Genomic DNA, 13,315 nt, shown 5'->3' on the forward strand with positions numbered 1-13,315 from the left:
TATTGATAGCACACTTCTCTCCATGAGTTACAAAGAGTGATGACCTATTAATCTGGTACCAACCGGATCATTACGGTTAAAGGTATCTTTTATAAAATGAACAGTAATCAAACGACTGTAATCTTCATCATGACTCATTATATTCCATTGACCGTTTCCAAGATTAACAAGATCGTTGCCTTTATCTTCAACAACCTCAAGATTCAAAAGCTCGGCCAGTAACTTTGGATGTTCTTTCGCAAAAGGTAAGCCGATCTCTACCGTATGGATGAGGGTACTCTCTTCTTCCTCAACAACTTCTGTTCTTCTTTGTAATTCAATTCTGAACTTCCATGGAGTAGAAATAAAAGTCCTTCGTTCCCCTTCATTTATGTGAAGATTCAATTCCTCAGCCCTTTGAAGAATGTCTTTATATTCCCCTTCCTCCACTAATATTCCAATGTGGTCAAACCGATCTTTCTTCCCGTAACCAAATGTAACATTGGTTTGACCCTTTACCATTTCTATAATTCGAAATGTAACCCCGCGCTCTCTGAAGTCATCCCACTCTAGAGGAGGGTTAAATGTTTGCATCTCTCCTTGATCATTCCCCACTCTCAAACGCGTCTGAAAACCCAACTCTTTATAAAAGTTCTCCATCTCCTCTAATTGATTCATCCACCAGTGATAATGGAACAATTGCACAAGTAAGACCACCTTTCCTTCACTCTATGCCCATTTTTACAGGCTAAATTCTCGCTTGTTCTGTAAATTATTTCATAGATTGAGGTCGCTTGGAACCATTTTTTGTAATAAGAAAAAAGTTTCGTCCGAGAACTATTAATTCGTTTTCCTGAATGTAATATAGGGGAATTTGCTGCCAAACTATATGAAACCTCTTATTCATGACTTAAGTCAATGAAAGACTCCCTTACACAGAATACAATGTTGATGAAATCAAGTTCTGGGGGGATCTCATTTGAATACAGCAAATACACCTATACAGCAAAAAGCTGCCGTCATTTCTGGTATCGCATTACTTCTCATGACACTAGCTGCTATTAGTGCACAAGGATTTATTCACAGTTCATTAGTTGTAAATGAAGACGCGGCTACAACATTCAAAAACATCCAAGCGTCTCAATCCTTATTTCGCATTGAGATACTTGGATGGCTCCTCATTATATTGTTGGATATCATCGTTTCATGGGGATTTTATATTGTTTTAAAACCATTCCATCATGGATATGCTTTGTTAGCCGGCTGGCTTCGCTTACTCTATACCGCCATTCTGGCAATGGCCGTGTCGCACCTTGTTATTACCAGTAGTGCGGTTCAAAATGTTGAATCTGGCCTTCCACCTGATAATTTCGCCCAGCAAGTTATGCGTTCCATCTCATCTTTTGAAGACATATGGTCCTTTGGATTAATTATTTTTGGCGTTCACTTAATTCTTGTTGGCTTGGTCGCAATGAGTACAGAAAAGATCCCTAAAATGATTAGTATTCTAGTCGTCTTAGCAGGCTTTAGCTACTCGGGCATTCATACCATGTACACGTTCCTACCTCAGATTGAAGGTTTGACAGCACAATTGGAATGGGTTCTTATGGCGCCCATGGTCGTAGGTGAATTAGGGTTTGGGCTCTGGCTATTGGTAAAGGGAAGAAAATGGACGATGAACTAATTCATTATTCTGAGGCGACGCGTTTCTTAATCCGACTTAGGGTTTCTGGCTTTATTCCGAGGTAACTTGCTAGTTGATATTGGGGAACCCGGTTAATTAAATCTGGCCTGTTCGCTATTAAAGCATGGAAGCGTTCTTCTGGTGTTGAAGAGATAAAGGAAGAGAACTCATCCCTCAACGCACCCATATCTTCTTGCATCATCTTGCGCGTCATATCCTCTAACACGGGGTGCACGTCGTAAGAAGATTGTTCAGTCGCTAGATCACCCACAACAAGGGTACAGTCTTCCAAACAGCTAAGGGAGTACTTAGAACTTTTATCTGTAGTGTGTTGGTTAAAGATCGTTACACTTTGTTCTTCCGTGAAGAAATTGGACGTATGTTCATTCCCATCCTCATCTACAGCGTATTGCCGAACACAACCCTTTAAGACAAAGTAACATTTAGAAGGAACTTCCCCTTGATGCAAAAGGATGGTTCCTTTCTTATACGTAGTAACAGGAATGTCCACAGTCAGTTCTTTTAACTGTGATTCACTGAGGTCTGTGAAACGTTTCATATACTGAATTAGAATATCTTTCACTCTTTCACTCCCCCTTTATTAAGAAGTGTATTTATCCTTTAATTTTACCATTCAATAATAATCACCGAGCATTTAATTGATAGTGATGTTAGCCTTTTAATTGTTAAAAATTTTGTATAATAAATGGTGAAGCGATTATTGTGGGTATGACGTTTTTTTCTATACTTTGTCTTTAGTCATGACTTGAAAAAGAAGAAGGAAAGCTTTAAAAGACCAAATTTGTTAATGTTTATGGAAGTTAAATAAAATTAAAATCAAACTCTAAAAAAATAAATTACAAAAGCATTTGACCACTGGGACAAATGCTTTTTTAGTATTTAACGAGAAAGAACTGTACGCTGACATTATTAAGGAATGGACCATTGCTCCAGCCGCTAGTTCTCTTGTAAAAAGGAAGCTTGAGAATCGTCCCTGCACTTCTTCAACATTAATCTAATTCCATGGGGTAAATTATCGCTAGAACGTAACGAATTTTATGTAATACTCTTTTATAGAGGCTTTTCCTACTGCTCACAGAGTAATTTGTTAAAAAATAAAATTTCATGAAGCTAAACAAGCTCACTCTATGTCTAATATTTAAATCTTATATAAAAAGAAATAAAGGCTGGTGGACCATATATGAAAAAATTAATAAAAAAAGCTCAGAAAGGAGACACAAAAGCATTCCTAAAGTTATTTAAAGAGTATGAAAGTATGTTATACAAAACAGCTTACCTGTATGTAAAAAATGAAGAAGATGCTTCAGATGTTGTACAAGAAGTAGCATTCAAGTCATTCAAGAATATAAACACTCTGAGAGAGCCTGACTATTTCAAGACTTGGATAATTAAAATAGCTATAAACTGCTCTTTAGACTGTATTAAAAACAATAAAAAAGTAGTTAATTTAGATCCTAACTATGATGATTTTATTAGCGATGGTAGAGAAGATCTTTCCTTTCCTATTTCAGTAAAAGACTTAATAGATGGACTTAATGAGAACGAAAAAAGCGTGGTCATACTCAAGTACTACTATGAATACACCTTTGAGGAAATTGCAGATTTCATGGAGATTCCAATAGGGACTACAAAATCCCTTCTATATCGGTCACTAAAAAAATTAAAGGAAAGATATTATAAGGAGGAGCTTGGTCATGGGTAATAAAATTAAAGATGAAATAAATAAGATAAAAGTTCCTGAAGATCTTCACGAAAAGGCAACCATACAAGTTTTAAAAGCTAAAAAGGAGCAAAAATATAAAAGAAATAATAAACCTTTATTGGCTTTTGTAGCAGCAATAATTTTAAGTATTGGAGTTTGGGTAAGCCCCAATGTTCAAGCAGTTTTTAGTGGTTTATTCGAAGTTACCCAATATGATAAAGACAGTTCACTAGAATCCCCTTCTTTTGGAAATGGTTTTTCCAACCAAGATGTTTTTAAAACAGTAGAATTTGAGGGTATTGAACAGGCTGAGAAGAAGTTTAGTTCTAATATTCCATTTCCAAGTAAACTTTCTGATCTTCATATTGCTCCATTTAGTACGATTTATCTAGATAAAAGCAACAAGGTAAATGGATACCAGGTTAATTTTCAATCCAAAGAAGAAGAAAACCAAAGCATTAGTGTTCATACAAGTAAGGCTCCAGGTGCTGAGCCAACTTTTAAAGCAAATACTTATGATGGAACTGCTATATCAGAAGAAGTTAATTTGGATGAGACAAAAGCAAAGATTTTCGGAGCAGATGGAATTGCATATGCCATTTACCTTGAAAAGTCTGGATGGAAATTCATTATAACTATGGTTGAAAAAAATGACGAGAAAAGCCAATTCACCGAAGAAAAGAAGAAAAAACTTATTGAAATTGCTAAAAGTATAGAATAGTAGTTTATAAGAGCTCAAATGCCAGCAATTGATTGCTGGCATTTTTATATTTCCACTTATGGACCTTATAAAAAGCTTATTAAGCTAAAAATAGTAACTGTAAAAAGTCTAAATAAAGCGTTGAAATAAGCTTACAAGCATCTGCACCTTTGCTTAAATTTTCGATCATTCTTCGAAACGCAACGTGTGATTTTACCCACAATTCGCCGCTAAAGAATTAGCTTCCCATCGTTTTCGTGTAAAGGTCTATTGTCTAAATGTGGCAGGAAGGAGTATATGGACGTGTATGACTTGTACTTCATCTACGACCTTAAGGTAACGGAGTTACTTTCTCTTCTATATCTTCAAAGTATACTTTACACCAGGAAATAAATTTAAAGGCTTCATCGTCTAGAGCTAATTTTTTCACCTTACAATAATCCTCATACAAACCACCTTTACCATGAGATATTTCGTTTCTTATTTTACGTATCTCATCCAACCTCGCAGGAAGATCGTTGATATTTCCGGATATATATGGAAGTGAATTAATATGTAAATAGTCTACTATATTCTTCATCATTAGCTGCGGTCTTTCTTGCTTTTCTTTATGGTTAATCAATATTCTTAGCTCATTTTCAAAGATGCCGGTATAATAATTGATTATTCCATTGTATGAAGCTCTGCGCCTGGACTTTTCAGGCAATGCTTTTTCTTGAAATAAGGCTGTGGCTAATTGATCCTTAGAACTATCTTCCAACCCATGAAACGAATGGGCTAGTTTTTGATACTCATTATGTAATTCATCCAAGTGACAAAAGTTTAGTTCAACATATTCGTATACTTCTTGATCATCAGAATACTCATACTCCCAATTAACCAAGATTTCTTCTTGTTTTTCATTCGTATCTACATATAAATTAACCCAAGAGATATTACCTTTGTCGTCTGTTACTCCTTCTTTTATAGAACGATACGCAAAATCGTTGAGTACCTTCATAGCACCGTAATCAGCCGTTTGCATATCAGACAACATCTCATATTCACCAAGACTCGATTCTGCTACTGTTCTTAGAATTCTTCGCTCGTTTTCGGATAATGATGGCAAGCTAGCCGCTCTTTCTTCTACCAATTTCATCTCCCTATATGGATGCTTAATGCCCTTTAATTCTAGTATCTCTCTATTTACCTGAAAAAATTTATAAGTCATATCTTTAGAATTTGCTATTTCTAACAATTCTTTCGAGTTGAACTCAATGCCAAGATCGTTTATAGACTCTCTAGATAACCATACATTAACTTGATCCAACTGCGCTAACACAAGCTCTTTAATTCCCATAGAACTATCATGCTTTGGCGCAACAAGATCAAACGCTTTATTCCCTTTCCCAGGTAATACCCCATTTTCGATATTGTTATTGTCCGATTCTAAACAACACTTTTTATACTTTCTCCCAGAACCACAGTGACATTTTTCATTTCGACCTATTAATCCCATTCAACCATCCTTTTTTTCCTACTTTAGCAACATTATTGTATTAATATAACAGAAAAACACCTACTTTATCATAGCATTTTCTTGATACATACTTCACAAGAAAAGAATTAAAGGTCAAATTATTTATTATTACCTTTAACTCCACCCCATTTACACCAAATGTACTACAACTTCCCCCTTTCCACCATTGACCCCGATGCTATACTGTAAAGAAAAACTCGAGGTGACACCTATGAACCTAACCGAATCCCTAGGGCAAGAAATCATTGATCGCTTATCCACCTATATCGACGTCCCTATCAATCTCATGAACCCAAAAGGCATCATTATCGCAAGTACCAATAAAAACCGTATGCATCGTCTGCACGAAGGAGCGAAGCAAGTCGTAAGTACCCACGCTCCTTGTACGATCTACCCAAACGATTTAAAACACTATAAGAATACGCAAGCTGGAGTAAACCTTCCTGTCTTTCACCGGGGGAGATTAACGGGTGTTGTTGGGTTAACTGGGCACCCGGATGACGTAATGCAGGCTGCCGGGATGACTCAGGGGTCTGTTGAGATAACGCTTGATCAAATTTATTTGCAGCGACAAGCGTTTTATGAAGAGCGGCAATGGATTCAGTGGTTGAACAAGGTCTTAGAGAATTCAGCGGAGCATGATGAGGCGTTGTTACAAGAAGCTGAGAATACGTTCCGCGTTCACTTATCTGACACCTGGCAAGTGGTTGCCTTTCAATCTACGAACCCCCATGATCACTTGGAAGGCGTGAAAGAAATTGCGGAGCCGCTTAACCCTCTGGTTGTGCTTCCTTATCAGCACTACATCGTATGTATCGTACCTTTTTCCACTGATGGGCAATTTACGCTTGAAACGTCAAGTTACAAGATCGGCGTAGGTGAACCTCAGTATGGCGTGAAAGGAATCCGGATCTCCTTCGAGCAAGCTAGAGACGCGATTACGCTTGGAGAAGCACCTGTTTCTTATAGTGCGGACCTCCAATTAGAACGTCTCATACATACAATCGATCAAGATATTTATGACCAAACACTTTCTGTACACGGGAAACGATTAGCGACATTAGAGCCAGTCTACGTTGTCACGTTACAGGCATTGTTCCGTCATAACTTACGCATGACTTCAACGGCGAACGACTTACATATCCACCGGAACACGTTGATCTATCGGATAGATCAAATTCGAATCAAAGTGGGGCTCGACCCGCGAAACTTTAAAGAAGCGGCGCTACTTACAATCTTGCTTATTCATGAACCATTTGTGCACATGCACAAGTAAGCGGATTCATTTTTCTGATATTTTCGTGAATGTTGTCAATTGTGCCCTCCCCGGTTTATACGTTCTAATAGAACTAAGGGCAAAGATAAAAAGCGATTGGAGGAATAGATGTGAAGATTGTTATCGCACCAGACTCATTTAAAGGTAGTCTCGCCTCGAGTGAAGTTGCACAGCATGTGGCTCGTGCTTTTAAAGACGTTCACCCAGAGCTTACGGTCATACAAAAACCGATGGCAGATGGCGGCGAGGGAACGATTGATGCACTTGCTGCTGCGACGGACCATAAGCGACAGTTCATCCGCTTAACAGGACCACTTGGGGATCCGATCGAATCAAGCTATTTGATTCTTGGAGATGATACGGTCGTGATTGAGGCGGCAAGTGTCCTTGGACTTACGCTCGTTCCATCTGATCAACGTAATCCTGAGGAAACGACAAGTACCGGATTGGGAGAAGCGATTGTTAATGCATTAGATCATGGATATCGAAAATTCATGATTGCCCTTGGCGGGAGTTCCACTAATGACGGTGGACTTGGTATTTTGCAGGCGTTAGGACTTACTGTCCAAGACAATAATGGAAAAGAAGTTGGTTCTTTTGGAAAAGATCTTTACCAGATTGATTCAGTCAACAAGAGTACACTAGACCCTCGTCTGAAAGACTGTACGTTCAAAATTGCATGCGACGTTTCCAACCCTCTTACAGGATCTAATGGAGCAAGTCATGTTTATGGACCACAAAAAGGAGCTTCAAAAGAACAGGTAAAGAAGTTAGATGAGGCCTTGGATAAGTGGGGGCGTCTTTTAGATAAAAGCATGATGGACACACCTGGTGCTGGTGCTGCCGGGGGTCTGGGCTTTTCATTTCTAACCTTAGAAGGAGACCTTGAATCAGGGGCTCATCTTGTGTCAGAAGCCATTAAGCTTGAGGAAGCCATTAAGGATGCTGATCTTCTTATTACAGGAGAAGGAAAGTCTGACGAACAAACGCTTCATGGAAAAGCTCCTGCTTATGTTGCGGATTTAGGTGCGGATTACGGTGTACCGACAATTCTATTGTCCGGAAGTATTGAAGGAGATCGGGATGCATTACGGGGCAAGTTTATGAGTAGCTTCTCGATCGTACCAAGCATCATTAGTTTAGATGACTGTATGAAGTATGCTTCCGATTACCTCTATGACACGAGTGTGGAAGTTGCACGACTTTGGGGACACATATTAGAAAGGAGTGAAGGATAAATGGACGGTATTGGACTTATATTAATTATTTTAGCTGGTGTACTCTTTGTCATTGTCGCTACGGCCAAATTCAAGATTCACCCATTTCTTTCCCTACTCGTTGCTGCGTTTGGAATTGGGCTCGCTGCTGGAATGCCTATGAATGACGTCGTCTCTGCTGTGAATGGCGGCTTCGGTGGACTGATGGGTGGCATTGGACTTGTTATTGTATTTGGTACGATTATTGGCGTTTTTCTTGAGAAGTCAGGTGGAGCGTTGAAAATGGCTGAGGTCGTCCTCCGACTCGTTGGTGAGAAACGTCCTCAGCTTGCGATGAGCGCGATCGGAAGTATAGTCAGTATCCCTGTCTTTTGTGACTCTGGCTATGTTATTTTGTCGTCTTTAAAGAAAGCGCTTGCAAATAAAACCAATGTAACGGTTGCCTCAATGGCGATTGCGTTATCTACAGGGTTATTTGCAACGCACACCCTCGTCCCCCCTACTCCTGGTCCAATTGCAGCGGCTGGAAACATTGGGGCTGAGAATTACTTAGGAACCGTCATTTTGTTTGGCGTAATCGTTGCGATCCCGACGATTTTAGCCGGATATCTTTGGGCCATGAAAGCTGGAACGAAGATTCATATTGAAGAAGATGAAACGGCTGCGACAGTTGAGTACGACACGGTTATTGAAAGCTTTGGGAATATGCCTTCCGCCAAGAAAGCATTTGCGCCGATCTTGGTTCCAATCCTTCTTATCGGATTTAGCTCTGTTATTACCTTTGCAGGCTGGGACGGTGCCATCTTCTCCTTCTTCCTATTCCTGGGATCACCTGTTGTCGCCTTGCTTGTAGGTACTCTACTATCCTTCACACTTGTGAACGAGTTTAGTGAAGAAACGTTAACGAAGTGGGTCGGAGAAGGTATAAAAGAAGCAGCACCGATCTTACTGATCACAGGTGCCGGCGGTGCATTTGGCTCTGTCATTAAGGCAACGAGTATTGCTGATCTTATTAAAGGGGTAGCGAACAATGACCTGGCAACTGGCGCTCTGTTTATCTTCGTCCCCTTCGCCATTGCAGCCGCTCTAAAGAGTGCTCAAGGTTCATCAACTGCTGCGATTGTGATCACCTCAACACTTATTGCACCGCTCCTGACTGAAGTTGGGATTGAGGGCGCTGTGCCATTATCTCTTATGGTTATGTCCGTTGGAGCTGGAGCAATGGTTGTATCGCACGTAAATGATAGTTATTTCTGGGTCGTCAAAGAGTTCAGTGGTCTCTCCATTACACAAGCTTATAAAGCTCAAACAATGGGAACGTTGATACAAGGTCTTACCGCTATTGTAGTCACCGCGGTGTTGTGGTTTATTTTTGTATAGTAGTCGTAGAAGCACATAGATCAATTAATGACGCTTGGGGGCCTCACACCTAAGCGTCTTTTTTTAGCAGTCGCTCCCTTTTGTAATCGGTAGCTATCCCCATCTTTCCACGTCCCACATGAAACCTCCTCCTTTTAGAGGAAAGGACCATTCACAAGTATTTGCACCCTTAATTGGCCAAAAAAATATTGTTTAGACAAGCTAAAAAACGGAAATTCTAAAAATGTTAGCCCATTTATGAACATTTTGTGTCCAAATTGCGAATTTTTTGTTACAATAAGATCAAAGAAAACGTTTTCAATTTTGAAACATAACTAAGGAGATGATTTTCATGGGTGCGACCGTAATGTTCTTGCTCTTGGCGACTATAGCTCCATTTCTATTCTTACAAACGAAAAAGATGGCATTTGCCGTAGCGCAATCAATTCTACTTATCGGCATGTGGCTATACTTCTTCCAGGTGACAATGTACTCAGATCCAGGACCATTCTCCATTACAGGGGCCATGTTCTATCTTGGTTTAATTGGCGCCCACATCGCTTGGGTGATGTTCATGGTGGCGACCGTAAAATCAAGCTCTGAACTGAAAGAGAAATTAACAAAAGAACAACTTAGATAAATAAAAAAGAAACGCTCCTTCCCTGACTCCAGGAAAGAAGCGTTTCTTTTTTTAATCCTGCGGCTGCAGTTTGTACAGTTGGATCATCGCCTGTACAAAACTGAAACCTGCAAGAATAAATAAAACAAGTTTAAAGTCATAGGAGGAATAAAGCGCTCCACCTAGTGAAAAAGCCGTCAGCAATATTGAGAGAATAAACCCAATCAAATCTTTCCATGGCCATCCGGCCTCTAGTGGCATGTTTTGCTTTTTTTCCATCCTAATAACCCCCACTTTTTTAGTGACCGCTATGGTCTTCTGAATGTTGTTCTTCGTGTTGTTCCATATCGCCCATGTCGCCCATATCACCATGATCATGGCCAAAGGACATGACGAACAGGGATCCTGCTACAAGGATTGCGGCAAGAGCGAAACCGTGAAACATCATGTTCCATGGTACGTGCCCATTTCCGCTTGAAGCTTCTGTAACGTGCATGAACATAAACAATTGTACGCCTGCTTGCAACAGAGCAAGAACCATAATACCGATGATGATCCATGTCGTAGACAAGTCAGATTGAAGTGCTGCCCATGCTGCAACTAGCGTCATGACGAGTGACAAGATAAAGCCAATGACGTGATTCATTGGTACGCGTTTTTTCGAATCGGCCATATTAAATCACCATCCCAATCAGATAGACACTCGTGAAGATGAAGATCCAAATGACATCAAGGAAGTGCCAGTATAAGCTTACGACAAATAATTTACGGCTTGTGACGTTTGTTAGTCCTCGCTGCTTGATTTGGATCAAGAGCAGGGTCGCCCAACCGATACCAAGCGTAACGTGCAGTCCGTGAGTTCCGGCAAGGATAAAGAATGCTGACCAAAACGCACTAGCTTGAATTGTTGCGCCTTCATGCGTGTAGTGAACGAATTCGTAAATCTCGAATCCAAGGAACCCAAGACCAAGAGCTAACGTAATAACCATCCAGAAGATCAGCCCTTTGACTGATCCCCTTCTCATTTCGTGAATCGCAAGTCCACATGTAAAACTACTAGTTAGAAGCAGGAAGGTCATAATAAGAGTGGTACCTGGCTCAAACAGTTCGCTTGGCAGTGGTCCATCAGCAGTACGTCCGAACAACACAGCATATGTTGCAAATAACGTCGCGAAGAGGACAACCTCGGCTCCAAGGAAAATCCAGAAGCCCATGATGGTCATTTGCCCTTCTTGGGTGCGATATTCTAAAGGACCTGTTTTCAGTTCTTCCGCAGCCATATTATAACCCCCTCGCTTTTTTCTCTGTTTCTTTAATTTCTTCAACTGGTACATAGTAACCATCGTCATAATCGAAGGAGCGAAGGATCATCATAAACACAGCACCGATCAATCCGATGACAGCGACATACAACCATTCAAAGACAAGACCGAAACTGGCAAGTCCAAGAAGAGCCATCATAATGATCGGAGCCCCTGTGTAACTTGGCATGTGGATCGGCTTCACTTCATCTTCTTCAAATGTCGTTTTGCCTTCTTCTTTCATACGAATATATGGATCAATTTCATCCACATATGGAACTGTTGCAAAGTTGTAGTAAGGTACTGGCGTCGTTGTCGCCCATTCAAGGGTACGGCCGTTACCATTCCAAGAATCACCTGTTGTTTCACGCTCGCTGTAACGATAGCTGTAGTAAACGTTGTAAACGAACACAACGAAACCAAGTGCCATTCCGACAGCCCCGACAGTAGAAATAACGTTCAATGGAAGCCATTCTACAACGTTTGTGATAAATAAACGACGTGGCATCCCGTCTAGGCCTAGGAAATATTGTGGGAAGAAGCACACATGGAAGCCAAAGAAGAACAACCAGAATGCCCATTTACCCAAACGCTCGTTCATCTTGTGACCGAACATTTTCGGATACCAGAACACAAGTCCTGCGAAACAGGCAAATACGGTTCCTGCGATCAGCACGTAGTGGAAGTGCGCGATCAGGAAGTACGAGTTGTGGAACTGATAGTCCGCTGCTGCCATACCAAGCATAACACCTGTAACACCACCAAGAATGAAACTTGGGATGAAAGCAAGTGACCAAAGCATTGGTACAGTAAATTCGATTTTCGATTTATAAAGGGTTGCAAGCCAGTTGAAAATCTTCACACCCGTTGGTACGGCGATCAACATCGTCGAAATAGAGAAGACGGAGTTAACAAATGCGCCAGCACCCATTGTGAAGAAGTGGTGCACCCATACTAAGAAACTAAGTAATGCAATGACGATCATAGACCAAACCATTACATTGTAGCCAAATAGACGCTTTTTCGCGAATGTGGCAATGATTTCGGAAAATATACCGAAGGCAGGAAGAATAACAATGTACACTTCCGGGTGTCCCCACATCCAGAACAGGTTTGCCCACATCATAGGCAGGCCTTCCCCTGTCAACGTGAAGAACTGTGCACCGAATACACGGTCAATTGTAAGTAGTGCAAGAGCTACTGTTAAAATCGGGAATGCAAACACGATGATGAAACATGTAACCAATGTCGACCATGAGAAGATCGGCATATGGAATAGCTTCATGCCAGGGGCACGCATTTTCAAAATCGTTACCATCAAGTTAACCCCTGTAGCCAGGGTACCGATACCTGATAGCTGTAGTCCCAGTAGATAGAAGTTTTGACCTGGTCCAGGGCTCATCGCTGCACCGGAAAGTGGGGTGTAGCTCGTCCACCCGGCATCCGGAGAACCTCCGATTACGAAGGAAATGTTAAAGAGCGCCATTCCGAAGAAGAAGGACCAGAAACTTAATGCGTTTAAATATGGGAACGCGAAGTCACGCGCTCCGATTTGTAATGGAACGATGATGTTCATGAGTCCGATCAAGAACGGCATCGCCATGAAGATAATCATGATCGTTCCGTGTGTTGTGAAAATTTCGTTATAGTGTTGGGAGCTTAAGAATCCCAAATCAGGAAATGCCAACTGCACCCTCATCATCATGGCGTCTACGCCACCACGGAATAACATGAGAAGGGCACTTAAAATATACATGACACCGATCTTCTTATGGTCAACGGAGGTCAACCATTCACGCCAAAGCCATTTCCATTTTTTGAAATACGTCAGAATGAAAAGGATGGCGAGCCCACCTAGTGCCATCGATACCATGGCACCATAGATGAGCGGTTCACCGGTGACTAGAATATCTGTAATGTGCATGTCTTCACCTGCTT

The 13,315-nt window shown here is 40.9% G+C and carries 14 protein-coding genes; 7 read left to right on the forward strand and 7 right to left on the reverse strand.

Annotated features, from left to right (window positions below; all coding sequences use genetic code 11):
* Nucleotides 1–27: 27 nt before the first annotated feature.
* A complete protein-coding gene (locus QNI29_RS13195; protein WP_231416969.1) occupies nucleotides 28–684 on the reverse strand; it encodes a hypothetical protein in 657 nt (218 codons plus the stop codon).
* Nucleotides 685–958: 274 nt separating this feature from the next.
* On the opposite strand from QNI29_RS13195, the gene QNI29_RS13200 reads away from it, so the two are divergent.
* A complete protein-coding gene (locus QNI29_RS13200) occupies nucleotides 959–1,663 on the forward strand; it encodes a DUF4386 domain-containing protein (protein WP_231416970.1) in 705 nt (234 codons plus the stop codon).
* Between the two features lie 4 nt (nucleotides 1,664–1,667).
* Here QNI29_RS13200 and QNI29_RS13205 read toward each other — a convergent pair whose 3' ends face one another.
* Nucleotides 1,668–2,246, reverse strand: a complete 579-nt coding sequence (locus tag QNI29_RS13205) for a Crp/Fnr family transcriptional regulator (protein ID WP_231416971.1) — start codon at nucleotides 2,244–2,246, stop codon at nucleotides 1,668–1,670.
* A 618-nt stretch (nucleotides 2,247–2,864) separates the two neighbouring features.
* Here QNI29_RS13205 and QNI29_RS13210 point away from each other — a divergent pair.
* Together QNI29_RS13210 and QNI29_RS13215 are read left to right on the forward strand one after the other, a co-directional pair.
* A complete protein-coding gene (locus tag QNI29_RS13210; RefSeq protein ID WP_231416972.1) occupies nucleotides 2,865–3,386 on the forward strand; it encodes a sigma-70 family RNA polymerase sigma factor in 522 nt (173 codons plus the stop codon).
* Entirely contained in the window at nucleotides 3,379–4,107 is a 729-nt protein-coding gene (locus tag QNI29_RS13215) for a YxlC family protein (protein ID WP_231416973.1), read from the forward strand. The genes QNI29_RS13210 and QNI29_RS13215 overlap by 8 nt, the downstream gene beginning before the upstream one ends.
* Nucleotides 4,108–4,417: 310 nt before the next feature.
* On the opposite strand, the gene QNI29_RS13220 is transcribed toward QNI29_RS13215, so the two are convergent.
* On the reverse strand, nucleotides 4,418–5,584 hold the full coding sequence (locus QNI29_RS13220; protein WP_231416974.1) for a YecA family protein: 1,167 nt from the start codon (nucleotides 5,582–5,584) through the stop codon (nucleotides 4,418–4,420).
* A gap of 232 nt (nucleotides 5,585–5,816) precedes the next feature.
* Between QNI29_RS13220 and QNI29_RS13225 the strand changes: the two genes are divergently transcribed.
* From QNI29_RS13225 to QNI29_RS13240, 4 genes are all read left to right on the forward strand, one after another.
* A complete protein-coding gene (locus QNI29_RS13225) occupies nucleotides 5,817–6,881 on the forward strand; it encodes a CdaR family transcriptional regulator (protein WP_231416975.1) in 1,065 nt (354 codons plus the stop codon).
* 110 nt (nucleotides 6,882–6,991) lie between these two features.
* The gene (locus tag QNI29_RS13230) at nucleotides 6,992–8,119 is read left to right on the forward strand and encodes a glycerate kinase (protein WP_231416976.1); all 1,128 of its coding nucleotides are present in this window, start codon (nucleotides 6,992–6,994) and stop codon (nucleotides 8,117–8,119) included.
* Nucleotides 8,120–9,478: a GntP family permease gene (locus QNI29_RS13235; protein WP_231416977.1), complete on the forward strand. Its 1,359-nt coding sequence runs from the start codon at nucleotides 8,120–8,122 to the stop codon at nucleotides 9,476–9,478. It begins immediately after the preceding gene.
* Between the two features lie 331 nt (nucleotides 9,479–9,809).
* Entirely contained in the window at nucleotides 9,810–10,097 is a 288-nt protein-coding gene (locus tag QNI29_RS13240; RefSeq protein ID WP_231416978.1) for a spore morphogenesis/germination protein YwcE, read from the forward strand.
* Between the two features lie 51 nt (nucleotides 10,098–10,148).
* Here the strand turns inward: QNI29_RS13240 and QNI29_RS13245 are convergent, their stop codons facing one another.
* Genes QNI29_RS13245 through qoxB form a run of 4 tightly spaced genes read right to left on the reverse strand, consistent with a single transcriptional unit; the run spans nucleotide 10,149 to nucleotide 13,301 of the window.
* Nucleotides 10,149–10,355, reverse strand: coding sequence for a cytochrome C oxidase subunit IV family protein (locus QNI29_RS13245; RefSeq protein ID WP_231416979.1), 207 nt, complete (start codon nucleotides 10,353–10,355; stop codon nucleotides 10,149–10,151).
* A 19-nt stretch (nucleotides 10,356–10,374) separates the two neighbouring features.
* Complete coding sequence (gene qoxD, locus QNI29_RS13250; RefSeq protein ID WP_231416980.1) at nucleotides 10,375–10,749, reverse strand: cytochrome aa3 quinol oxidase subunit IV; 375 nt, start codon at nucleotides 10,747–10,749, stop codon at nucleotides 10,375–10,377.
* Nucleotide 10,750: 1 nt separating this feature from the next.
* Nucleotides 10,751–11,356 carry a cytochrome aa3 quinol oxidase subunit III gene (gene qoxC / locus QNI29_RS13255; RefSeq protein ID WP_231416981.1) on the reverse strand — a complete coding sequence of 202 codons (606 nt, stop codon included), beginning with the start codon at nucleotides 11,354–11,356 and terminating at the stop codon, nucleotides 10,751–10,753.
* Between the two features lies 1 nt (nucleotide 11,357).
* Nucleotides 11,358–13,301 (reverse strand): cytochrome aa3 quinol oxidase subunit I, encoded by a 1,944-nt coding sequence (qoxB, locus tag QNI29_RS13260; protein ID WP_231416982.1) that lies wholly within the window; start codon nucleotides 13,299–13,301, stop codon nucleotides 11,358–11,360.
* Nucleotides 13,302–13,315 lie beyond the last annotated feature (14 nt).

This window comes from Pontibacillus chungwhensis, from assembly GCF_030166655.1.
Lineage (GTDB): Bacteria > Bacillota > Bacilli > Bacillales > BH030062 > Pontibacillus.

What these genes read in the sequence shown, in the direction of transcription:
- QNI29_RS13225 (WP_231416975.1), top strand. Translation starts at nt 5,817, where the DNA reads ATGAACCTAACCGAATCCCTAGGGCAAGAAATCATTGATCGCTTATCC.
- QNI29_RS13240 (WP_231416978.1), top strand. Translation starts at nt 9,810, where the DNA reads ATGGGTGCGACCGTAATGTTCTTGCTCTTGGCGACTATAGCTCCATTT.
- QNI29_RS13245 (WP_231416979.1), bottom strand. Translation starts at nt 10,355, where the DNA reads ATGGAAAAAAAGCAAAACATGCCACTAGAGGCCGGATGGCCATGGAAA.
- qoxB (WP_231416982.1), bottom strand. Translation starts at nt 13,301, where the DNA reads ATGCACATTACAGATATTCTAGTCACCGGTGAACCGCTCATCTATGGT.
- qoxD (WP_231416980.1), bottom strand. Translation starts at nt 10,749, where the DNA reads ATGGCCGATTCGAAAAAACGCGTACCAATGAATCACGTCATTGGCTTT.
- QNI29_RS13220 (WP_231416974.1), bottom strand. Translation starts at nt 5,584, where the DNA reads ATGGGATTAATAGGTCGAAATGAAAAATGTCACTGTGGTTCTGGGAGA.
- QNI29_RS13210 (WP_231416972.1), top strand. Translation starts at nt 2,865, where the DNA reads ATGAAAAAATTAATAAAAAAAGCTCAGAAAGGAGACACAAAAGCATTC.
- QNI29_RS13235 (WP_231416977.1), top strand. Translation starts at nt 8,120, where the DNA reads ATGGACGGTATTGGACTTATATTAATTATTTTAGCTGGTGTACTCTTT.
- QNI29_RS13215 (WP_231416973.1), top strand. Translation starts at nt 3,379, where the DNA reads ATGGGTAATAAAATTAAAGATGAAATAAATAAGATAAAAGTTCCTGAA.
- qoxC (WP_231416981.1), bottom strand. Translation starts at nt 11,356, where the DNA reads ATGGCTGCGGAAGAACTGAAAACAGGTCCTTTAGAATATCGCACCCAA.